General features: G+C 64.6%; 20 protein-coding genes. 13 read left to right on the top strand and 7 right to left on the bottom strand.

What is annotated here, in order from left to right; all coding sequences use genetic code 11:
- Positions 1–48 precede the first annotated feature (48 nt).
- The gene (locus tag KT882_RS12965) at positions 49–1317 is read left to right on the top strand and encodes a glycerate kinase type-2 family protein (protein ID WP_228896063.1); all 1269 of its coding nucleotides are present in this window, start codon (positions 49–51) and stop codon (positions 1315–1317) included.
- 12 nt (positions 1318–1329) lie between these two features.
- Complete coding sequence (gene pyk / locus KT882_RS12960) at positions 1330–2751, top strand: pyruvate kinase (protein WP_161072119.1); 1422 nt, start codon at positions 1330–1332, stop codon at positions 2749–2751.
- Between the two features lie 90 nt (positions 2752–2841).
- Here the strand turns inward: pyk and guaD are convergent, their stop codons facing one another.
- Positions 2842–4155, bottom strand: coding sequence for a guanine deaminase (gene guaD / locus KT882_RS12955; RefSeq protein ID WP_228896061.1), 1314 nt, complete (start codon positions 4153–4155; stop codon positions 2842–2844).
- 184 nt (positions 4156–4339) lie between these two features.
- Between guaD and purF the strand changes: the two genes are divergently transcribed.
- Positions 4340–5743, top strand: coding sequence for an amidophosphoribosyltransferase (gene purF, locus KT882_RS12950; protein WP_228896059.1), 1404 nt, complete (start codon positions 4340–4342; stop codon positions 5741–5743).
- On the opposite strand, the gene uraH is transcribed toward purF, so the two are convergent.
- Positions 5740–6093 (bottom strand): hydroxyisourate hydrolase, encoded by a 354-nt coding sequence (gene uraH / locus KT882_RS12945; RefSeq protein ID WP_161072122.1) that lies wholly within the window; start codon positions 6091–6093, stop codon positions 5740–5742. The genes purF and uraH overlap by 4 nt on opposite strands.
- A gap of 153 nt (positions 6094–6246) precedes the next feature.
- On the opposite strand from uraH, the gene KT882_RS12940 reads away from it, so the two are divergent.
- The 5 genes from KT882_RS12940 to KT882_RS30650 all read left to right on the top strand — a co-directional run bounded on the left by KT882_RS12940 (position 6247) and on the right by KT882_RS30650 (position 8836).
- Positions 6247–7068: an outer envelope protein gene (locus KT882_RS12940; RefSeq protein ID WP_407682038.1), complete on the top strand. Its 822-nt coding sequence runs from the start codon at positions 6247–6249 to the stop codon at positions 7066–7068.
- A 109-nt stretch (positions 7069–7177) separates the two neighbouring features.
- The gene (locus KT882_RS12935; protein ID WP_228896058.1) at positions 7178–7783 is read left to right on the top strand and encodes a YdeI/OmpD-associated family protein; all 606 of its coding nucleotides are present in this window, start codon (positions 7178–7180) and stop codon (positions 7781–7783) included.
- Entirely contained in the window at positions 7777–8367 is a 591-nt protein-coding gene (locus KT882_RS12930; RefSeq protein ID WP_228896055.1) for a GNAT family N-acetyltransferase, read from the top strand. Before KT882_RS12935 ends, KT882_RS12930 begins: the two co-directional genes overlap by 7 nt.
- 25 nt (positions 8368–8392) lie before the next feature.
- Positions 8393–8656, top strand: coding sequence for a hypothetical protein (locus KT882_RS12925; protein WP_228896054.1), 264 nt, complete (start codon positions 8393–8395; stop codon positions 8654–8656).
- A 48-nt stretch (positions 8657–8704) separates the two neighbouring features.
- A complete protein-coding gene (locus tag KT882_RS30650; protein ID WP_260048707.1) occupies positions 8705–8836 on the top strand; it encodes a hypothetical protein in 132 nt (43 codons plus the stop codon).
- Positions 8837–8901: 65 nt separating this feature from the next.
- Here KT882_RS30650 and KT882_RS12920 read toward each other — a convergent pair whose 3' ends face one another.
- The gene (locus KT882_RS12920; RefSeq protein WP_228896052.1) at positions 8902–9219 is read right to left on the bottom strand and encodes a DUF6624 domain-containing protein; all 318 of its coding nucleotides are present in this window, start codon (positions 9217–9219) and stop codon (positions 8902–8904) included.
- A 122-nt stretch (positions 9220–9341) separates the two neighbouring features.
- Here KT882_RS12920 and KT882_RS12915 point away from each other — a divergent pair, with 122 nt between their 5' ends.
- A complete protein-coding gene (locus tag KT882_RS12915) occupies positions 9342–9881 on the top strand; it encodes a cyanophycin synthetase family protein (protein ID WP_228896050.1) in 540 nt (179 codons plus the stop codon).
- Here the strand turns inward: KT882_RS12915 and KT882_RS12910 are convergent.
- Positions 9878–11512 (bottom strand): HAL/PAL/TAL family ammonia-lyase, encoded by a 1635-nt coding sequence (locus KT882_RS12910; RefSeq protein ID WP_161072127.1) that lies wholly within the window; start codon positions 11510–11512, stop codon positions 9878–9880. The genes KT882_RS12915 and KT882_RS12910 overlap by 4 nt on opposite strands.
- 24 nt (positions 11513–11536) lie before the next feature.
- On the bottom strand, positions 11537–12790 hold the full coding sequence (locus KT882_RS12905) for a urate hydroxylase PuuD (RefSeq protein ID WP_161072128.1): 1254 nt from the start codon (positions 12788–12790) through the stop codon (positions 11537–11539).
- Positions 12791–13094: 304 nt separating this feature from the next.
- Here KT882_RS12905 and KT882_RS12900 point away from each other — a divergent pair, with 304 nt between their 5' ends.
- The 4 genes from KT882_RS12900 to xdhB all read left to right on the top strand — a co-directional run bounded on the left by KT882_RS12900 (position 13095) and on the right by xdhB (position 19295).
- Complete coding sequence (locus KT882_RS12900) at positions 13095–14030, top strand: LysR family transcriptional regulator (protein WP_161072129.1); 936 nt, start codon at positions 13095–13097, stop codon at positions 14028–14030.
- A 112-nt stretch (positions 14031–14142) separates the two neighbouring features.
- On the top strand, positions 14143–15444 hold the full coding sequence (locus KT882_RS12895) for an NCS2 family permease (RefSeq protein ID WP_161072130.1): 1302 nt from the start codon (positions 14143–14145) through the stop codon (positions 15442–15444).
- A 12-nt stretch (positions 15445–15456) separates the two neighbouring features.
- The gene (xdhA, locus tag KT882_RS12890) at positions 15457–16944 is read left to right on the top strand and encodes a xanthine dehydrogenase small subunit (RefSeq protein WP_228896043.1); all 1488 of its coding nucleotides are present in this window, start codon (positions 15457–15459) and stop codon (positions 16942–16944) included.
- Positions 16941–19295: a xanthine dehydrogenase molybdopterin binding subunit gene (xdhB, locus tag KT882_RS12885; RefSeq protein WP_228896041.1), complete on the top strand. Its 2355-nt coding sequence runs from the start codon at positions 16941–16943 to the stop codon at positions 19293–19295. The genes xdhA and xdhB overlap by 4 nt, the downstream gene beginning before the upstream one ends.
- On the opposite strand, the gene KT882_RS12880 is transcribed toward xdhB, so the two are convergent.
- Both KT882_RS12880 and KT882_RS12875 read right to left on the bottom strand, forming a co-directional pair.
- On the bottom strand, positions 19296–19676 hold the full coding sequence (locus KT882_RS12880) for a carboxymuconolactone decarboxylase family protein (protein WP_161072133.1): 381 nt from the start codon (positions 19674–19676) through the stop codon (positions 19296–19298). It lies immediately after the preceding gene.
- Entirely contained in the window at positions 19657–20070 is a 414-nt protein-coding gene (locus KT882_RS12875) for a MerR family transcriptional regulator (protein ID WP_161072134.1), read from the bottom strand. The genes KT882_RS12880 and KT882_RS12875 overlap by 20 nt, the downstream gene beginning before the upstream one ends.
- Positions 20071–20232: the final 162 nt, after the last annotated feature.

The raw sequence follows: 20232 nt of genomic DNA, 5'->3' as shown, positions 1-20232 counted from the left end.
AACCCGCCGGCTCCACCGTTTCAGCATCAACGAAGAAAGAACCCCATCATGTCCGTCCCAGACCCTCGCCAGTTCTTGCTCGACCTGTACAACGCAGCCATCAGCGCCGTCCACCCGCGCACGCTGCTGTCCGAATTCCTGCCCCAGCCTCCCGCCAACGGCAAAACCCTCGTCATCGGCGCAGGCAAAGGCGCGGCAGCGATGGCGGAAGCGGTCGAACGCAACTGGAACGGCCCCTTATCCGGCCTGGTGGTCACCCGCTACGGCCACGGCGCCAAGACCGAACATATCGAAGTCGTGGAAGCCTCCCACCCCGTCCCCGACGAAGCCGGCCAAAAAGCCGCCGCGCGCATGCTGGACATGGTGCAAGACCTCACCGAAAACGACCTGGTGCTCTGCCTGATCTCCGGCGGCGGCTCCGCCTTGCTCGCCCTGCCCGCAGAAGGCATCACGCTGGCCGAAAAACAGGCCCTGAACAAAGCCCTGCTGCGCAGCGGCGCCGCCATCGGCGAAATGAACTGCGTGCGCAAGCACCTCTCCGCCATCAAGGGCGGCCGCCTGGCGCTGGCCTGCGGCAAGGCGCGCGTGGTCACCCTGCTGATCTCCGACGTGCCCGGCGACGACCCGCGCGTGATCGCCAGCGGCCCCACGCTGCCCGACGCCACCACCAGCGCCCAGGCCCTCGCCATCCTGCGCAAATACAAGATCGACATTCCACAAAGCGTGCACGCCCATCTGGAATCGCCCGCCAGCGAAACGCCCAAGCCGGGCGACGCCCGCTTCGAGCGCAATAGCCACCACGTCATCGCCACCGCGCAGGACGCGCTGGAAGCAGCCGCCGACAAAGCCCGCGACGCCGGCATCACGCCCTACATCCTGTCCGACGGCATAGAAGGCGAAGCGCGCGACATCGGCCTGATGCATGCCGCGCTGGCGCGCCAGGTCATCGCGCGCGGCCAGCCGTTCGAGCGGCCCTGCGTCATCCTCTCCGGCGGCGAAACCACGGTCACGGTGCGCGGCAACGGGCGCGGCGGCCGCAACGTCGAATTCCTGCTCAGCCTCGCCCTGGCGCTGGAGGGGGCGTCCGGCGTGCACGCCATCGCCTGCGACACCGACGGCATCGACGGCTCGGAAGACAACGCCGGCGCCCTCTACGCGCCCACCACGCTGGCCCGCGCCGAAGCCCTGGGCGTGAGCGGCAAGGCGCACCTGGCCAACAACGACGGCTACAGCTTCTTCAGCGCGCTGGATGACCTGGTGGTGAGCGGCCCGACCCGCACCAACGTCAACGACTTCCGCGCCATCCTCATCCTTTGAAAGAGACCAACTATGCGCCGTGAACGCAAAGCCAAAATAGTGGCCACCCTGGGGCCAGCCAGCTCCGAACGCAGCACCATCCAGGCGCTGTTCGAAGCGGGCGCCGACGTCTTCCGCTTCAACTTCAGCCACGGCAGCCACGCCGACCACCAGCGCCGCCACGCCCTCGTGCGTGAAATTGAAAAAGACCTCGGCCGCCCCATCGCCATACTGGCCGACCTGCAGGGCCCCAAGCTGCGCATCGGCCAGTTCAGCGGCGGCAAGGTGAACGTGAGCGCCGGCGCCGAATTCGTGCTGGACCAGAATCCGGACCAGGGCGACGCCACGCGCGTCTGCCTGCCCCACCCCGAACTGTTCGCCGCCGTCACGGCCGGCCAATCGCTGCTGCTGGACGACGGCAAGATCCGCCTGGAAGTGCTGGCCAGCAGCGACACCGCCATCCGCACGCGCGTGGTTAACAGCGGCGTGCTGTCCGACCGCAAAGGCGTCAACGTGCCGGACGCCGTGCTGCCCATCCCCGCGCTCACCACCAAGGACAGGCAAGACCTCGAATTCGCGCTCGACCTGGGCGTGGACTGGATCGCCCTGTCCTTCGTGCAGCGGCCGGAAGACGTGAAGGAAGCGCAAGCCATCGTGAACGGGCGCGCAGGCGTGCTGTCCAAGCTGGAAAAGCCGGCCGCGCTGGACCGGCTTGAAGAAATCGTCGCCGCATCGGACGCCGTGATGGTGGCGCGCGGAGACCTCGGCGTGGAACTGCCGCCCGAGCGCGTTCCCGGCGTGCAGAAGCGCATCGTGCGCATGTGCCGCAAGCACGGCAAGCCGGTGGTGGTCGCCACGCAGATGCTCGAATCCATGATCAGCGCGCCGGTGCCAACGCGGGCCGAAGCCTCCGACGTGGCCAACGCCGTGTATGAAGGCGCGGACGCGGTCATGCTCTCGGCCGAATCGGCCAGCGGCGCCTACCCTGTGCAGGCGGTCGCCCTCATGCACCGCATCATCTCCGAAGTGGAACGCGACCCCTACTACCAGGCCCTGATCGACGCCCAGCACGAAGCGCCGCTGCCCAACAAGGGCGATGCCATCTGCGCCGCGCTGCGCGACGTTACGCAAATCATCGGCGTGGTGGCGACGGTGACCTACACCACGTCCGGCCACAGCAGCCTGCGCGCCGCGCGCGAACGGCCGGCGGCGCCCATCGTGAGCATCACACCTAACCGCGACACGGCGCGCCGCCTGGCGCTGGCCTGGGGCGTGCACAGCACGGTCAGCCCCGACGTCCACAGCGTGGACGAGATGGTAGCGGCAGCCTGCCGCATCGCCCTGCGCGAAGGTTTCGTCAAACCAGGCGACCAGATCGCCATCGCCGCCGGCACCCCGTTCGGCCAGCCCGGCACCACCAACCTCCTCCGCCTCGCCGAAATCTGGCCGCAATAGCCTTTCCGCACACCAAAAAGCACCAAAAAGGGGTCAGGGTTAATTATTTAATTAACCCTGACCCCTTTTTTTGGGTTGCTGCAATGGCGCCTATTCGCCGCGCTGGTGGACTTGCTTGCCGGCTGCGTAGGTGGCGCTGATGGCGCGGTCGTCGCCCAGCATGGCCAGCGCGAACAGCAGTTCTTCGAGGCTGTCGGTGCGCGTGGTGCGGCGCTCGAGCAGCGGCGTGGCTTTCGGGTCGAGCACGATGAAGTCGGCTTCGGCGCCATGCGCGAAATTGCCTACCGTGCCTTCGAGCTGCATGCTGCGCGCGCCGCCCAGCGTGGCAAGGTAGAACATGCGCAGCGCGGGCATGTAGGTGCCTCCCATGCGCGCAACCTTGTAGGTTTCGTTCATTGTCTGCAACATGGAGAAGGAGGTGCCGGCGCCCACGTCGGTGGCCAGCGACAGCGCGACCTGCGCTTTGTCCGCGCCGGCGAAGTCGAACAGGCCGCTGCCCAGGAACAGGTTGGATGTGGCGCACATCGATACGGCCGCGCCGGTGGCGGCCATGCGCGCGCGGTCTTCGTTGTCGAGCCAGATGCAGTGCGCGTACATGGAGCGCGGACGCAGCATGCCGTATTGGTCGTATACGTCCAGGTAGCTGCGCGCTTTCGGGAACAGGGACTGCACCCAGGCCACTTCGTCGGTGTTTTCGGCGACGTGGGTCTGCACGTAGGTGTCCGGGTAGGCTTGCGCCAGTTCGCCCGCCAGCTGCAGCTGCGCTTCGGTCGACGTGGGGGCGAAGCGCGGCGTGATGGCGTACATATTGCGGCCCTTGTTGTGCCAGCGCTTGATCAGTTCTTCGCTGTCGCGCGCGCCGCTTTCCGCGGTGTCCTGCAGGAAGCCGGGGCAGTTCCGGTCCATCATCACTTTGCCCGCCGCCATGCGCAGGTTGCGCTGCTCGCTGGCGCCGAAGAAGGCATCCACCGATTCGGGGTGCACGGTGCAATAGACCATGGCGGTGGTGGTGCCGCAGCGCAGCAGCTCGCCGAGGAAGAAGTCGGCCACGCTGCGCGCATGCTCGGGGTCCTCAAAGCGGCGCTCGGTCGGGAAGGTGTAGCTGTCCAGCCACGGCAATAGCCCCGGCGCGGGCGAGGCGATCATGTCGGTCTGCGGGTAGTGGATGTGCGTGTCGATAAAGCCGGGCATGATGATCTTGCCGCGATAGTCGCGCACCAGGGCGCCTTCCGGCAGCGTGGACTTCAGTTTGTCGTAGTCGCCTGCGGTTTTGACGCGGCCGTCCTCCAGCACCAGCAGGCCGTCTTCGTGCCAGTGGTGGGCCTGCTCGCTAAGCGCGGGGTCGGCCGTGAAGTGCAGGATGCTGGCGCGGAAGGCCTTTGGTGTCGTCTCGTTTTTGTTCATGATTGCGTAGTAGTTAAATGATAGGCGGCAGGGCTGGACGAACTCCGGCCTTATGCCATGACAGGCTATCAGCCGCTTTGCGCGGAGTCATATCTCCGTCCTTATGGCCGCTATGTGCGCGGCGGCGGCCTGCGCGAAGGCCTTGCGCGGTACTGTCTCGCTTGTATTTTCGAGGAGTCCGACCATGTGTGGCATCGTCGGCGTGCTTGCGCGCGCCCCTGCAAATCAAACCATTTACGATGCGCTGCTGTTGCTGCAGCATCGCGGCCAGCAGGCCGCAGGCATCGCTACCGATAGCGACAGCGTCTTCGCCATGCACAAGGCGAACGGCCTGGTGACGGACGTTTTCCGGACCAGGAATATGCGTTCGCTGCGCGGCAGCGCGGGCATAGGACATTGCAGCTGCGCCGCTTACGGGCCTTCTTGCGACGAGGAGGCGCAGCCGTTCTACGTGAACGCGCCGTTCGGCATCACGCTGGCGCACAACGGCTGGCTTTCCAATGGCGATGCCTTGCGCGCCGAGCTGTCCCTGGCCGGCAGGCGGCATATGAACACGGCGTCCGATGCGGAAGTGCTGCTGAACGTGCTGGCCCACGAGCTGCATGTGGCCTGCCGGGGCATGGACTTCACCGCCGAGGCATTGTTTGAGGCCGTTGGCGCCCTGCAGTCCCGCGTGCAGGGCTCCTATGCGGTAGTAGCGCTGATCGCAGGCCGGGGCCTGCTGGCCTTCCGCGATCCGCAGGGTGTGCGTCCGCTGTGCCTAGGCATGCAGCCGCCGGACGATGGCGCGGGGGTGATGGTGGCCAGCGAGTCCGTGGCGCTGGACGGCATGGGCTACAGCTTCGTGCGCGACATCGCTCCCGGCGAGGCGGTCTTCATCAACGCAGCGGGCGAACTGGAGGCGCGCCAGCTGGCGGGCGATGCCGCAGCGCGTCCCTGCGCTTTCGAGTTCGTCAGCCTGGCGCGGCCTGATTCGGTGATCGATGGCGCCTCGGTCTACGCGGCGCGGCTGAAGCTGGGGGAACTGCTGGCTGGGCAGGTATGCAGCGAACTCGATGCCGCCGCCCTGGACGTGGTGATGCCGGTGGACGACATCTCCCGTCCAGCCGCCATCCAGCTAGCGCTCAAGCTTGGTGTCAAATACCGCGAAGGTTTTATTCAGAACCGCTATCCGGGCCGCAGCTTTGACTTGCCTGCCGGCGCGGCGCGGCGCGCGCCCGGCCTGCGGCTGAACGCCATCGCAGCGGAGTTCAAGGACAAGCGCGTGCTGCTGGTGGAGGACGCCATTGTGGACGGCGCCAGCAGCCGCGAAATCGTGGAGCTGGCGCGCAGCGCAGGTGCAAGCTATGTGGCGTTGGCGTCCACCGCGCCGCCCGTGCTGCAGCCCAAGGCCTACGGCGTGGACTGGCCGGCGCGCCGCAAGCCCGCCGCGCTGGGCCGCACGCGCGAGGAGATGCGCAGCGCCGTCACGGCGGACGCGCTGGTATTCCAGACCCTGCCCGCCTTGAAGGCCGCCATCGCCGGCGCGTCCCCGGCCTTGCAGCGGCTGGAGACGTCGTGCTTCGATGCGCCCCAGGCTGATACTTAGCTGCCGCGATACGTCGAGTAGGCCCACGGCGACACCACGATAGGCACGTGGTAGTTCTGGGCCGCATCCGCAATGCCGAAGGCGATCACCACTTCGTCGATAAAGCGCGGCTCCGGCAAGGCGACGCCTTGCGCAGCAAAGTAGTCGCCTGCGCCGAACACCAGCTCGTATTTGCCGGTCTTGACCTCGTCGCCAAGCAGCAAAGGCTGTTCGCAGCGGCCGTCCTGGTTGGTGGTGTCGGTTTTTATCAACACCTTCGCGCCGCCGTCCACGCGGTACAGCTTCACCTGTACCCCCGCGCCGGGTTTGCCCTGCGTGATGTCCAAAACGTGTGTACTCAGCTTGCCCATGATGTCTCGCTTTCTAAATTGGATTGAAACAGGAACTCCTGTCTGAAAATCATATACGGCACAGGACTGTCGGATATATGCGGCGGCGGATAACAACCATGACCCCGGCGGACATAATCGGGCCTCCAATACAATAAAAGAGGGAGACGCAATATGAACGCATTCCGAGTAAGCGCCGCAGCCGCAGTGGCGGTGCTGGCTTTCGCCACGGGCATGCAGCAGGCCAGCGCGGCCGACTGGAGCGACACGTCGATAGGCTACCGCTACGGCACCCGCTACGCCGAGCCGTATAACAGCAAGGACATCGACAAGCACATCCTGAATTTCACCCACGCCAGTGCCTACAAATACGGCAGCAACTACGTGAACGTGGACTTGCTGAACTCGGACGGCAACGACGCCAACGCGCAGGAGGCCTACATCCTGTACCGCCACACGCTGGACATCGGCAAACTAAGCGGCAAGGAATTCAAATTAGGTCCGGTGCGGGGCCTGGGTGCGACGGCAGGTTTTGACTGGAACACCAAGAACGACCACAGCTACGATTCAAAGAAGCGCATGCTGGTGGCCGGTCCCACGCTGATGCTGGACGTGCCGGGCTTCCTCAACGTGAGCCTGCTGGCTGTGTGGGAAAGCAACCAGCCTATCGGCATTGCCAGCCGCTATACCTACGATACGCACGCCTTGTTGAACGCATCCTGGGGCATCCCGCTCGGCAATTCCGGCTGGGCTTTTGAGGGCTACGCCAACTGGCTGGGCCAAAAAGGCAAGAACGAATTCGGCGGCCCGACCGCGCCGGAAGTGAACATCGACGCGCAGGTGATGTACGACGTCAGCGGCGCCGCCGGCCTGAAGCCGAATACGCTGCGGGTAGGCCTGGAATACCAGTACTGGCGCAACAAATTCGGCACCCCGCACAACGTTCCCGGCGCCACCGCCAAAACGCCCATGATCCGCGCTGAGTACCATTTCTAAGCCAATACGCAACAAGCCAGCCGGTCCGGCGGGACTGGCTGGCCTTCAGGCTGGACTAGCAGCACACGCTTGGTTATATTGCTCATACTGAAAGTCACCGAGAGCTGCCATGCCTACCCTGGACCCGCGCATAGACGCCTATATCGCCAAATCCGCTGAATTCGCCCAGCCCATACTGGAGCATCTGCGTGCCGTCGTGCATGCGGCTTGTCCGGATGTGGAGGAGACCATGAAGTGGAGCTTCCCGCATTTCCAGTACAACGGCATGTTGTGCAGCATGGCCTCGTTCAAGGCGCATTGCGCGTTCGGGTTCTGGAAGGGCGAGCTGCTGGTGGCGGAGGCGGATGCGAAGACCCAGGAGGCCATGGGCCAGTTCGGGCGCATCACCGCCATCAAGGATCTGCCGTCGAAGAAGACGCTGGAATCGTATATCAAGAAGGCCATGAAGCTGAACGACGACGGTGTGAAGGCGCCCGCGCGCGCCAAGCCCGCCACGCCGCGCGAGCTGGTGGTGCCGGAATATCTGACGGCGGCGCTGGCGCAGCAGCAGCCGGCGCTGGACCATTTCAACGCCTTCAGCACCAGCAAGAAGCGCGACTACGTGGAGTGGATGGAGGAAGCCAGGACCGAGGCCACGCGCTTGCGCCGGCTGGAGCAGGCTGTCGAGTGGATCGCCGAGGGCAAGGCGCGCAACTGGAAGTACGGAAAATGCTGACCGCTGCGCAACGCGCCGCGTATGGCGCCTCCGTGGCCGAAGCCTTGGCCGAAGATCCGTTCTATGTCACGGTATGCGTGGCCGGCGGCGTGCAGCAGCTGCTGCCGCGCTACGTTGAACTGGCGCTGATCGAGGGCGAGCAGGCCGGGCGTGTCGATCTCACGGACCCAGAGGACAGCGGGGCGGCCATCTGGAGCGTACCGGGCGACGTGGAATGCAAGGCGGCAGCTTACGCCGCGCGCGAACGCGAGCTGGCCGTACTGCTGGGCGAGCAAGGCTTTGCCAACTTCCAGGCCATCGTGGCGAATATGGAGGCCAATCTGGCGCCGCATGGGCTGGCGTCGGCCTGGTACTTGTCCATCGCCGGCATCAGGCCGGACGCGCAAGGCGGCGGCATGGGCACGCGCCTGTTGGCCCACGGCCTGAACGCGGCCGACCAGGCCGGCGCCGTAAGCTTCCTGGAGACCTTCAACGAACGCAGCCTGCCCTTCTACCGGCGCCAGGGCTACGAGGTGGCGGCACAGTACTTCGAGCCCGTCACCGGCGCCGATTACTGGCTGATGACCCGCCCGCCGCGCACCTGAGCGCGGATCGCGCTACAATAGTCCCATGCTGAAAATCCGCTTCTTCCTGCTGATGCTGTTCTTCGCGATCCAGACCGCACTGGCTGGCGCCGCGCCGATACGCACCTGCTGCGATGAGGCCTGCCCGCCCACGATGTGCGCCGCCATGGGCTGCCTGCCGGCCGTGCAGCCCATGATCGCAGCAGCGTTGCCGCCATTGCCGCAGCCCGCAGCCGGCACGGATTTTCCTGAATCGGCCAGCATCGATCTTCCCTTGCCGTTAAAAGAGGTCTGGACGCCGCCGGATTGAACCCGGTCCCGCTCCCAAAACCACTTTTAAACTGATCAAGGAAATATTATGAAATCCATCGCTATCAAAGTCGCTGCAGCCGCAGCCCTGCTGGCCACTTCCGCCGTTGCCTTCGCCGCCAATATGGACTGCTGCGCGAGCATCGAATGCTGCCTGAAGATGCTGGCCTGCTGCCTGTAAGCCGCTAGCACGTTAAGAAACGGGCCGGTACTGTAAAGTGCCGGCCCGTTTTGCATTGCGGTCAGCTAGTTCGTTTTGCCTGCACAATCGGCCGGGATCATGTGCTTGCGGCCTTCAGCTTCGTATTCCTCCAGGCTGGGCATGCCAAGAGCCTGCCGGCGGCGGTTCACCTGCTCGCGGCTATCGACAGGCCGCATGATGAGCGTGCAGCGGTCCGGCATGGTGAACTGCGTGCCGTATTCCTGCGGCCTGCCCTCCGCTACGGCAATGCGGTCCGCCAGATAAGCCAGGTCGCGCGGCGCGGCCGCCCCCTTCCTGACCGCTGCCTCCAGCAAGTCCCTGGCGGCGCGCTGGAAATCCCGGTCCTGGTCCGCGTGCGGCACAAGCAGTCATGCGTGAGATGGCGTGTCAGTGTGGTCTTACATGAGAACAGGAATGCGCCGATTGAGGGAAGCGGCCGGGGCTTGCATAATGTGGCCTGCTTTAGTTTTCCAAGGTTTATGCAATGAAGATCATCGATCAACGCTTTCTGTCCCGTCAAAACCGCTATTCCAACCACCCCTGCCTGCTCAGCATACTTGAACTGGATGACGCTGCCGCATCTCCGGCGGACGTGCGCTCGACCGCGACGAAACTGAAGGGCGTGCTGGGAAATTTGCCGGGACTGGAGCGGCTGATCAATGTCATAGGGCCGGCTGGCGCCGAGACGGCGCCAGCCGGACATTTTCAACTGGCGCGCCTGATCCAGGCGGTCACGCTGGAGCTGCAGCGGCTGGCGGGCAGCGATGTGATGGTGGGCTTTGTGGGCGCGCTGCCTCGCATGCCGGGGCGCTATCGCCTGGTGCTGCCTTACCGGATGGAGCGCATCGCTGCGGCGGCTGTGAATGCGGCGCTGGATGTGGTGAATGCTGCGCGCGCCGGGCGCAAGGTGGACCTGGCGGAGGTGATGGCGCAGTTGCGGGCTGCGGGGGAACGGCGGGTTACTGCAAGGGCTGCGCCCTTGCCTAACCCGCCCTACGCGGTTTACACATCCAAGACGTCTTAGACGAATTCGCCGATCTTGTTCGTCACCGCCTCGCGCACGGAGCCGCTGGTGACGAAGGAATGGGCCACCTGGATGTCGTTGTGGAACCAGCGGTCGCCGTCCAGGCACGCAGGGATCTGCTTGCGGATCTCGTCATAGGCGGCTTGCGTGCCTTCGCCCAGCTGGAAGCCTGGCAGCAGGTCTTCCGTCATAGTGAGGGCCTGCGCTGCCAGCAGCATTTCCACGCCGATGATGTACTGGGTGTTTTGCACCACCGTCGCCGCCTTGCGCGCGCACCACGTCGAGTTGGAGATGTGGTCTTCGCTATTCCCTTTCGACGGTATGCTGTCCACGCTGCCCGGCATGCTCAGGGTGCGGTTTTCCATCACCAGTGAGCTGAGCGAGCATTGCACCACAGGGTAGCCGGTGTTCACGCCACGAATGCCGCTCATCAGGTTGCGCGGCAGGCCCCAGGACAGGGTGGGGTCGATCAGGCGCGCCACGCGGCGCTCGCAGATGCTGCCCAGGTCCGTCACCGCCATCGCCAGCAGGTCCATCGCCTGCGCCAGGTACTGGCCGTGGAAATTCCCGCCCGAGATGATTTCGAAACCGCCGCCGTCCTTGCCGAAGATGAGCGGGTTGTCGGTGGCCGAGTTGATCTCGTTTTTCACGATGGTGTCGATGTAGTCCAGCGCGTCGAACACGGGGCCGTACACTTGCGGCGTGCAGCGCAGCGAGTACACGTCCTGGATGCGGGCGGTGTACGGGATGTCGGTGCGGCGCAGCTCGTCCGGGAACTGCACGGCGCGCGCTTCGTGCGTGGTGCGGGTGGAGCCCTTGAGCAGCTTGCGCACCACTTTCGCGGTCTTGATCTGGCCGGGATGCGGGCGCGCCTGCTGGATGCGCGGGTCGAAAGCGGCCATTTCGGCGCGCATGGCTTCCAGCGTCAAGCCCAGGGACAGGCAGGCGTCGGTCAGCAGGTTGCGCGCATCGGCGGCGGCCAGCACGGCCACGGCCAGGGAGGCGGTGCAGCCGTTGATCAGGGCCGAGGCGTCTTTCGCTTTCAGGTCGAACTTCACCGGCCCGATTTCGGAACGGGTGATGGCTTCCGGCGCGGACATGCGTTTGCCGCCGTACATCACCTCCGCTTCGTCGAAGCCGGCGATGGCGGCTGCCAGATAGGCCAGCGGCGCCAGGTCGCCCGAGGCGCCGACGGAACCCTTCTGCGGCATGATGGGGTGGATACCGGCGTTGATGAAGGCCAGCAGGCGGTCCACCACTTCCACGCGCGGCGCCGAGTAGTTGGAGGCGAAGGCATTTGCGCGCAGCAGCATGGTGGCGCGGCTCACCTCTTCCGAAAACGGCTCGCCAATGCCGCCGCTGTGGGCCATGATGAGCTGCGTCTGGAACAGTTCAATATGCTCGACCTTGATGCGGGTGTCCTTCAGCAGTCCCACGCCGGTGTTAAAGCTGTACATCATGGGCGCTTCGTCGTGCATCCAGGTGGATTCGATGTAGTCGCGGCTTTCCTTCAGCGCGGCGCGCGAGGACGCGGCCAACGCCACCTGGGCGTATTGGCCTTGCTGGGCGCGCGCCACGGCGAGCACCTGCTCCGCAGTGAGGTTGAAGCCGTCGATGGTTACGGTAGTCATGTCAGTTTTCCTTCTTGTATGCGGTCAGTTGGCGCCGGATTCAAACCAGGTGCCCAGCAGCTGGCGTTCGGCGTCCGTCATTTGCGTCATGTTCGCCAGCGGCATGTCCTTGTTCTGCACGGCGCGCTGGTAGATCTTGGCAGCGTGCTGCTTGATCTGGTCCGGCGTATCGAGCATCACGCCGCCCGGAGGCGATGCGAAGCCGGCCTGCGTCGGCGTGGCCGAGTGGCACGATGCGCAACGCGCAGTGACCACTTGCTGGACGGCCGTGATGTCGTGGCCAGAACGGGCAATGTCGGCTGCGGATGGCGCGGCGGCGTGGCTGTCGGCTGCCTGCGCTGCAATGGCCTTGCGCGGTGCGGGAGCGATGGCGATCGCCACGGCCACCAACAGGATCACGCCCGCCACAGGGAAGCCCAGCGACACGCGGCCAGCATGGCGCAGGTTGAAGAAGTGGCGTATCAGCACGCCGGCCGCCATGATGGCGCCCAGTATCAGCCAGCTGTAAGAGTGGCTGTAGGTCATGGCGTAGTGGTTGCTGATCATGATCAGCAGCACCGGCAGCGTGAAGTAGTTGTTGTGCACCGAACGCACTTTGGCGCGCTTGCCATAGACAGGGTCGGGCGACTGGCCCTTCTCCATCGCTTCCACCAGCTTGCGCTGGCCGGGGATGATCACGAACAGCACGTTACCGACCATCATGGTGCCTATCATGGCGCCCACGTGGATGTAGGCGGCGCGGCCGCTCAGCGTGTGCGTGAGCACGTAGGCCGCAGCCACGATCAGCACGAACAGCACGGAGCCCAGCACGGCGGGCTTTTCGCCCAGCGGCGACTTGCACAGCAGGTCGTAGACGATCCAGCCGCCGGCCAGCGTGCCCAGGCCCACGGCCACGGCTTGCAGGGAGGACAGGTCGGCCACGTTCTTGTCGATCATCATCGCCGAGGCGTTGAAGTAGTAGACGATGAACAGCATCGCAAAGCCGCTCAGCCAGGTCGCATACGCCTCCCATTTGAACCAGTGCAGGTCGGACGGCAGTTCCGCCGGCGCCACCAGGTATTTTTGCGGGTTGTAGAAACCGCCGCCATGCACGGCCCACAGTTCACCCGACACGCCGGCCTTGGCCAGCGGGCTGCCGGGCTTGGGCGGCCGGATCGAGTTGTCCAGCCAGACGAAGTAAAACGACGCGCCGATCCACGCTATGCCGGTAATCAAATGCAGCCAGCGCACCAGCAGATTCAACCACTCCACCCCATACGATCCGAATAAAGCTTCCATGAATTTTCCAATTAGTCTGTTCATCTGCCTCTGGCGGGCACTTCAGATGAGCGAGGCTGTCACCTCCGGAACGATCGTTATCCTGCCGCCGCTACGATCGTGATGGCATCGAAGCCATCAACCTGCCCCCGGCCATGGAAGGTGTCTCCTCTCTTGCCGGGATGATGGAACGATAGCCGTACCGGGCGCGCGAGTCCTGCGTTTGCACATATAACTTGCATACGTTTTGAGGTATAGCTGTTACGGCCCCGGATATGCGACTCTGTTATGCATAAGTTCAAATATCCAACCATGGGAGACCGATATGTCACGCTTGCCAGACCACCTGGACATCCACCTGATCCGCATTCTTTACCTGCTGCTATGCGAGAAAAACGTTTCGCGCGTGGCGCTGAAACTGAATCAGCCGCAGCCCTCCATTTCCGCCTCGCTGCGCAAGCTGCGCGAGCTGACGGGCGATCCGCTGCTGGTGCGCGGCGGACGCGGCATGGTGCCCACGCAACACGGCGAGAGCCTGCTCAAGCCGGCCAAGCGCATCCTCGATGAAACCGAAAACCTGTTCAGTCCCAAGACGGCCTTCGTGCCGCAGGAGGAAGCGCGCACCTTCCACATCGCCGCGCCGGACTATATGAACACGCAGTTCTTCACCGAGGTGATTGCGCGCGTGCGGCGCGAGTCGCCCAAGAGCCGGCTGGTGATCCACGCGCTGGGGCCGGACGCCGACTATGTGCGCCTGCTGTCGGACGGCGAGCTGGATCTGGTGGTGGCCAACTGGGACGAGCCGCCGCACCACCTGCACATCTCCAAGCTGTTCGACGATCCGATTGTGTGCCTGATGCGCGCCAACAGCGCCTACGCGCGCCGCACGCCCAAGGACGGTATGACGATGGAGGATTATCTGAGCCTGCCGCACGCGGCGCCGGCGCAGATCCTGCCTGGCTACCACGGCAACATCGACGCCTTCCTGGAGCAGCAGAATATGGAACGCAATATTGTGGTGGAATCAGCACACTTCCGCATGCTGCCCTACATCGTGGCGCAGACCGATCTGGTGCTCACTGCGGGCCAGCAGTTCGCCAGTTTTTACGAAAATACGCTGGGGCTGAAGTCCTACAAGGTGCCCGTGAAGTTCCCGCCACTGCGCTTCTACCAGCTATGGCACGAGCGCGCGCACCACGCCACCGAGCACAAATGGTTGCGCGCACAAGTCAGCACGGCGGCGCGGCTGCTGGTGAAGTAGGAATAGATGATATCTCCCTGGCGATATGACTCCGGCCGCGCGCCGCACTAATATCAAAATGCCACGTCTGTGCCACGTCTGGCGTATAAAAACTAAACCCGAGACAAACATCATGAACTTCCTGGATAACTACTTCAAGTTGAGTGAGAACGGCAGCAACGTTCGCACCGAGGTGCTGGCCGGCCTCACCACCTTCCTGACGATGGCTTACATCATCTTCGTCAACCCTTCCATCCTCGGCGACGCCGGCATGCCCAAGGACTCGGTCTTTGTGGCTACCTGCGTGGCTGCGGCCGTGGGCACGCTCATCATGGGCCTGTACGCCAATTTCCCTATCGGCCTGGCGCCGGGCATGGGCTTGAACGCCTACTTCGCCTACGGCGTGGTGAAAGGCATGGGCTTCCCATGGGAGGCGGCGCTGGGCGCGGTGTTCATTTCGGGCTGCTGCTTCCTGGTGGTGAGCCTGCTGCGCGTGCGCGAGAAGATCATGAACGCCATCCCCGCCTCGCTGCGCACCGCCATTCCGGCCGGCGTGGGCCTGTTCCTGGCGCTGATCTCGCTGAAGAATTCCGGCATCGTCGTCTCCAGCCCCGCCACCTTCGTCACCATGGGCAATCTGCACGAACCGGCGCCCATCCTGGCCATCGTCGGTTTCCTGGTGATCGTCGCGCTGGACCGCCTGAAAGTCACCGGCGCCCTTCTGATCGGCATCATGACCGTGACGGTGCTGAGCTTCTTCTTTGCCGGGAACCAGTTCCACGGCGTAGTGTCCGCACCGCCGTCGATCGAGCCTACCCTGTTCAAGCTGGACATCATGGGCGCCATCTCGCACGGTCTGCTCAACGTGGTGCTGGTGTTCTTCCTGGTTGAACTGTTCGACGCCACCGGCACCCTGATGGGCGTGGCGCAGCGCGCCGGCCTGATGAAGGACGGCAAACTGCCGCCCGCCATGAACAAGGCCCTGCTGGCCGACTCCGGCGCCATCATCGCCGGTTCCGTGATGGGCACCTCGAGCACCACCGCCTTTATCGAAAGCGCCGCCGGCGTGCAAGCGGGCGGCCGCACCGGCCTCACCGCCGTCACCGTAGCCGTACTGTTCCTGCTGGCGCTGTTCATTGCGCCGCTGGCCGGCGTGGTGCCGCAATACGCCACCGCCCCTGCCCTGTTCTTCGTCGCCTGCCTGATGCTGCGCGAGCTGGCCGAGATCAACTGGAGCGAAACCACGGAAAGCATTCCCGCCGTGATCACCGCGCTGGTGATGCCGTTCACCTACTCCATCGCCAACGGCCTGGCGCTGGGCTTTATCAGCTACGCCGCACTGAAACTGCTGACCGGCAAGCACAAGGAAGTCAGCGGCATGATCTGGGGCATCGCAGGCGTGTTCCTGTTCAAGACTATTTATATCGCAGGTTGAAGGAGTAGCACCATGTCTCACCCGATTCGTTTTTACTACCAGGGGCGCGTGCAGGAAGTCGCTTCGGCATCGCCCACCCGCACGCTGCTTCAGCATTTGCGCGAAGACCAGCACTGCACCGGCACCAAGGAAGGCTGTGCCGAAGGCGACTGCGGCGCCTGCACCGTCGTCATCGGCTCGCTGGTGGACGGTGAACTGGAAATGCGCAACGTTAACTCGTGCATCCAGTTCCTGCCCACGCTGGACGGCAAGGCCGTGTTCTCGGTGGAGGACCTGAAGCAGAAGGACGGCGGCCTGCACCCGGTGCAGGAAGCACTGGTCGAATGCCACGGTTCGCAATGCGGCTTCTGTACGCCGGGCTTCGCCATGTCCTTGTGGAGCTTGTACCTGAAACAGGAGAGCCAAGCGGAACCCCTGTGCCGAAAACAAATCGACGAGACCCTGTCCGGTAACCTGTGCCGCTGCACGGGCTACCGCCCCATTATCGGCGCCGCGCACCGCATGGGCGAACTGCCCGCCGTGCATTTCGACCGGGAGGCACTGGTGGCCGCCCTGCGCGGCCTGCAACGCGACACCATGTTCAGCTACACCCACGACGGCCAGACCTTCCACGCGCCGCGCACCCTGGCCGAGCTGGCCGAACTGCGCGCCGCCAAGCCCACCGCCACCATCCTGGCCGGTTCCACCGACGTGGGCCTGTGGGTGACCAAGCAGATGCGCAACCTGGGCGACGTGATCTACGTGCGCCAGGTGCAGGAGCTGCACCAGCTGGGCATGGTGGACGGCATGCTGGAAATCGGCGCGGCCGTGTCGCTGGACGACGCCTACCGTTCCGTGGGCGACTTGTACAAGAACGCCTCGCTGCATGAACTATGGCAGCGCTTCGCCTCGCAGCCCATCCGCAGCACCGGCACGCTGGGCGGCAGCGTGGCCAACGGTTCGCCCATCGGCGACTCCGCGCCCTGGCTCATCGTGCTGGGCGCCGAGATTGTGCTGAACGGCTCGCAAGGCCGCCGCAGCATGCTGCTGCAGGACTTCTATCTGGACTACATGAAGAAGAACTGGCAGCCGGGCGAGTTCGTCGAAGCCGTGCGCGTGCCGCTGCCGCAGCCAAAGCAGCAGTTCCGCACCTACAAGCTGGCCAAGCGCTACGACCAGGATATTTCCGCCGTCGCCGCCGCCTACTGCATCACACTGGAGGACGGCGTGGTGCGCAACGCGCACATCGCCTACGGCGGCATGGCAGCCACTTCCAGGCGTGCTCCGCTCGCGGAAGCCGCCATCAACGGCAAGCCGTGGAATGAAGACACGCTGAAAGCAGGCATGGCAGCGCTGGCGCAGGACTACACGCCGCTGACCGACATGCGCGCCACGGCCAGCTACCGCATGAAGACCGCGCAGAACCTGCTGCGCCGCTTCTGGCTCGAATCGCGTCCCGACGACGCGCTGCCGGCCACCTCGATCAACGCGTTTGCATACAAAGAAAGGACCGCCGCATGAACAGCAAATCGGAAGCGTTCATGACTATCGGCGCAGCCCAGGGCTGGGCCGAAGTCGGCCAGAACCACCCGCACGAATCGGCCATCCTGCACGTGCTGGGCGAAGCTACCTACACCGACGACATCCCCGAGGCGCAAGGCACGCTGCACGCCGCGCTGGGCTTGTCGCCGAAAGCGCACGCGCGCATCTTGTCCATCAACCTGGAGCCGGTGAAAGCCATGCCGGGCGTGGTGGCCGTCTACACCTACAAGGACATACCCGGCACCAATGACTGCGGCCCGATTATCCACGACGATCCGATCCTGGCAGAGGAAAAGGTTGAATACGTGGGCCAGCCCATCTTTATCGTGGTGGCGGAAAGCCACGACCAGGCGCGCCACGCCGCGCGTAAGGCCGACATCCAGTACGAGGAACTGCCCGCCATCCTGACGCCGGAAGCGGCGCGCGACGCCGAGTCCTTCGTGGTGCCGCCCATGCGCCTCACGCGCGGCGACGCCAAGGCTGCGTTCGAGCGCTCCAAGCACATACTGAAGGGCAAACTGCACGTGGGCGGCCAGGAGCAGTTCTACCTGGAGGGCCAGATCTCGTATGCCCTGCCGAAGGAAGCGGGCGGCATGCACGTCTACTGCTCCACCCAGCACCCCACCGAGATGCAGCACGTGGTGGCGCACGCCCTGCACATCGCGTCGCACGCGGTGGTGATTGAATGCCGCCGCATGGGCGGTGCGTTCGGCGGCAAGGAATCGCAGTCCGCGCTGTGGGCAGCCTGCGCCGCCGTCTGCGCCGCGCACCTGAAACGCCCGGTCAAGCTGCGCGCCGACCGCGACGACGACATGATGGTGACCGGCAAGCGCCACTGCTTCTACTACGAATACGAGATGGGCTATGACGACAACGGCCTGATCACCGCCGCCAAGGTGGAGATGGTGTCGCGCGCCGGCTTCTCGGCCGACCTGTCCGCGCCCGTCGCCACGCGCGCCATCTGCCACTTCGACAACACCTACTATTTGTCGGATGTGGACATCCGCGCCATGGCGGGCAAGACCAACACGCAGTCCAACACGGCCTTCCGGGGCTTCGGCGGACCGCAGGGCGCCATCGCCATCGAATACATCGTCGACGAGATCGCGCGCAACCTGGGCAAGGACGCGCTGGACGTCCGCAAGACCAACTTCTACGGCCGCAACGACGAGGAAGGCCGCAACTACACGCAGTACGGCCAGAAGGTGGTCGACAACGTGATCCACGAACTGGTGGCCCAGCTGGAAAACGACAGCGCCTACCGCGCGCGCCGCGAAGCCATCCAGGCGTTCAACGCCGGCAGCCCTGTGCTGAAAAAAGGCCTGGCGCTCACGCCGGTGAAGTTCGGCATCGCATTCAACGTCACCCACTTCAACCAGGCGGGCGCGCTGGTGCACATCTACACAGACGGCTCGGTGCTGGTGAACCACGGCGGCACCGAGATGGGCCAAGGCATCAACACCAAGGTGTGCCAGGTGGTGGCGCATGAACTGGGCATCCCGCTGGCCCGCGTGCGCGCCAGCGCCACGGACACCAGCAAGGTCGCCAATACTTCGGCCACGGCCGCATCCACCGGCGCTGACCTGAATGGCAAGGCCGCGCAGGACGCCGCCGCCACGCTGAACCGCCGCCTGCGCGAGTTCGCCGCCAAGACCTATGGCTGCGAGCCTGCCGCCGTGGTGTTCGCCAACGGCGTGGTCTATGCGGGCAGTACCACGCTGAGCTTCCCGGACCTGGTGCAGAAAGCCTACCTGGCGCGCGTGCAGCTGTGGTCCGACGGCTTCTACGCCACGCCGGGCCTGAGCTGGGACCGCGAGTCCATGACCGGCAACCCTTTCGGCTACTACGCTTATGGCGCCTCGGTGTCCGAAGTGGTGGTCGACACGCTGACCGGCGAATGGAAGCTGCTGAAGGTGAACGCCCTGTACGACGCGGGCAACTCGCTGAACCCGGCCATCGACGTGGGCCAGGTGGAAGGCGCATTCATCCAGGGCATGGGCTGGCTGACGACGGAAGAACTGTGGTGGAACAAGGCGGGCAAGCTGATGACGCATGCGCCGTCGACGTACAAGATTCCGGGCGTGTCCGACTGCCCGGAAGACTTCGACGTGCAGCTTTTCAAGAACCGCAACCCCTTCGACAGCATCCACCGCTCCAAGGCGGTGGGCGAGCCGCCGCTGCTGCTGCCCTTCTCCGTGTTCCTGGCGATCCGCGACGCGGTGGCCTCGGTGGGCGGCTACCGCATCAACCCGCCCCTGCGCGCGCCCGCCACCAGCGAAGCGATCCTGGATGCAGTTGACGCGGTGCGCGAGCTGGCCGACGCCATGTAGTCACGCCGGTTCGTGCGACGCGAACACTTCCTTGGCTGCGAACACGCCGTTCAGCGCAGCCGGGAAGCCCGCGTAGAGGCTCATTTGCAGCATGGTCTCGATGATCTCGGTGCGGGAGAGGCCGACGTTCAGCGCTGCGGCGATGTGCACCTTGAGCTGCGGCTGCGCCGTGCCCAGCGCGGTGAGCGCGGCGACGGTGGCCAGTTCGCGCTGCTGCAGCGTCAGGCCGGGGCGGGAATAGATGTCGCCGAAGCCGAATTCAATGATGTATTTGCCCAGGTCCGGGCTGATGTCCGCCAGCGACTCGATCACCTTGTCGCCGGCGCTGCCGTCTACTTCGCGCAGGCGCGCCAATCCCCGTTCATATCGCGTGCTTTCCATGCTGTTTCTCCTTTGATTGCAGTTCGGATTCCAAAGTGGAGTACAGCGCAATTTTCTGGTGCAGATAGGCCAGCGTCTCCTGCATCGCCCTTACCTCTTCCTCGACGGCGGCGGTGTGCCGGGCCAGCATGGCTTTGCGTTCGGCCACGCTGGACAGCAGTTCGCCCTGCTCCCGCAATTGCGCATAACGCTGCATCTCTTCGATCGACATGCCGGTGGCGCGCAGCCGCAGCAGGAAGGCTATCCAGTTGAGGTCTTCCGCCCGGTAGAGCCGGTGCCCATTGCTACGGCGCGGAATCGGCTTGATCAAGCCGATCCGCTCGTAGTAGCGCAGCGTATGGACGCTCAGTCCGCACGCCTCGGCCGTCTGTTGTATCGTGAGTGAAGCTGTCATGAAGCCATGGTAGAAGTTGGAGTGCACTCCAAGTCAAGCGCAATTTTCCATAGCTTACCCCATCGGCAACTCCTCGGCCGCCAGTTTCCTGCCGCTGCCACGCAGCGCTTTTGAGGTAGCACAAGAAGTCATTCCCACCCCGAACGTAAGGTGTCAGCACAT

The sequence above is a fragment of the Pseudoduganella aquatica genome, assembly GCF_020865585.1.
GTDB lineage: Bacteria > Pseudomonadota > Gammaproteobacteria > Burkholderiales > Burkholderiaceae_D > Rugamonas > Rugamonas aquatica_A.
The sequence above is the reverse complement of the archived record's forward strand: the minus strand, read 5'-3'. Positions and strand labels throughout refer to the sequence as shown.

What these genes read in the sequence shown, in the direction of transcription:
- xdhA (WP_228896043.1), top strand. Translation starts at nt 15,457, where the DNA reads ATGTCTCACCCGATTCGTTTTTACTACCAGGGGCGCGTGCAGGAAGTC.
- KT882_RS12895 (WP_161072130.1), top strand. Translation starts at nt 14,143, where the DNA reads ATGAACTTCCTGGATAACTACTTCAAGTTGAGTGAGAACGGCAGCAAC.
- KT882_RS12905 (WP_161072128.1), bottom strand. Translation starts at nt 12,790, where the DNA reads ATGGAAGCTTTATTCGGATCGTATGGGGTGGAGTGGTTGAATCTGCTG.
- KT882_RS12965 (WP_228896063.1), top strand. Translation starts at nt 49, where the DNA reads ATGTCCGTCCCAGACCCTCGCCAGTTCTTGCTCGACCTGTACAACGCA.
- KT882_RS12880 (WP_161072133.1), bottom strand. Translation starts at nt 19,676, where the DNA reads ATGGAAAGCACGCGATATGAACGGGGATTGGCGCGCCTGCGCGAAGTA.
- KT882_RS12900 (WP_161072129.1), top strand. Translation starts at nt 13,095, where the DNA reads ATGTCACGCTTGCCAGACCACCTGGACATCCACCTGATCCGCATTCTT.
- KT882_RS12940 (WP_407682038.1), top strand. Translation starts at nt 6,247, where the DNA reads ATGAACGCATTCCGAGTAAGCGCCGCAGCCGCAGTGGCGGTGCTGGCT.
- KT882_RS12915 (WP_228896050.1), top strand. Translation starts at nt 9,342, where the DNA reads ATGAAGATCATCGATCAACGCTTTCTGTCCCGTCAAAACCGCTATTCC.
- xdhB (WP_228896041.1), top strand. Translation starts at nt 16,941, where the DNA reads ATGAACAGCAAATCGGAAGCGTTCATGACTATCGGCGCAGCCCAGGGC.
- KT882_RS12910 (WP_161072127.1), bottom strand. Translation starts at nt 11,512, where the DNA reads ATGACTACCGTAACCATCGACGGCTTCAACCTCACTGCGGAGCAGGTG.
- purF (WP_228896059.1), top strand. Translation starts at nt 4,340, where the DNA reads ATGTGTGGCATCGTCGGCGTGCTTGCGCGCGCCCCTGCAAATCAAACC.
- KT882_RS12935 (WP_228896058.1), top strand. Translation starts at nt 7,178, where the DNA reads ATGCCTACCCTGGACCCGCGCATAGACGCCTATATCGCCAAATCCGCT.
- KT882_RS12930 (WP_228896055.1), top strand. Translation starts at nt 7,777, where the DNA reads ATGCTGACCGCTGCGCAACGCGCCGCGTATGGCGCCTCCGTGGCCGAA.
- pyk (WP_161072119.1), top strand. Translation starts at nt 1,330, where the DNA reads ATGCGCCGTGAACGCAAAGCCAAAATAGTGGCCACCCTGGGGCCAGCC.
- KT882_RS12925 (WP_228896054.1), top strand. Translation starts at nt 8,393, where the DNA reads ATGCTGAAAATCCGCTTCTTCCTGCTGATGCTGTTCTTCGCGATCCAG.
- KT882_RS12875 (WP_161072134.1), bottom strand. Translation starts at nt 20,070, where the DNA reads ATGACAGCTTCACTCACGATACAACAGACGGCCGAGGCGTGCGGACTG.
- guaD (WP_228896061.1), bottom strand. Translation starts at nt 4,155, where the DNA reads ATGAACAAAAACGAGACGACACCAAAGGCCTTCCGCGCCAGCATCCTG.
- KT882_RS30650 (WP_260048707.1), top strand. Translation starts at nt 8,705, where the DNA reads ATGAAATCCATCGCTATCAAAGTCGCTGCAGCCGCAGCCCTGCTGGCC.
- uraH (WP_161072122.1), bottom strand. Translation starts at nt 6,093, where the DNA reads ATGGGCAAGCTGAGTACACACGTTTTGGACATCACGCAGGGCAAACCC.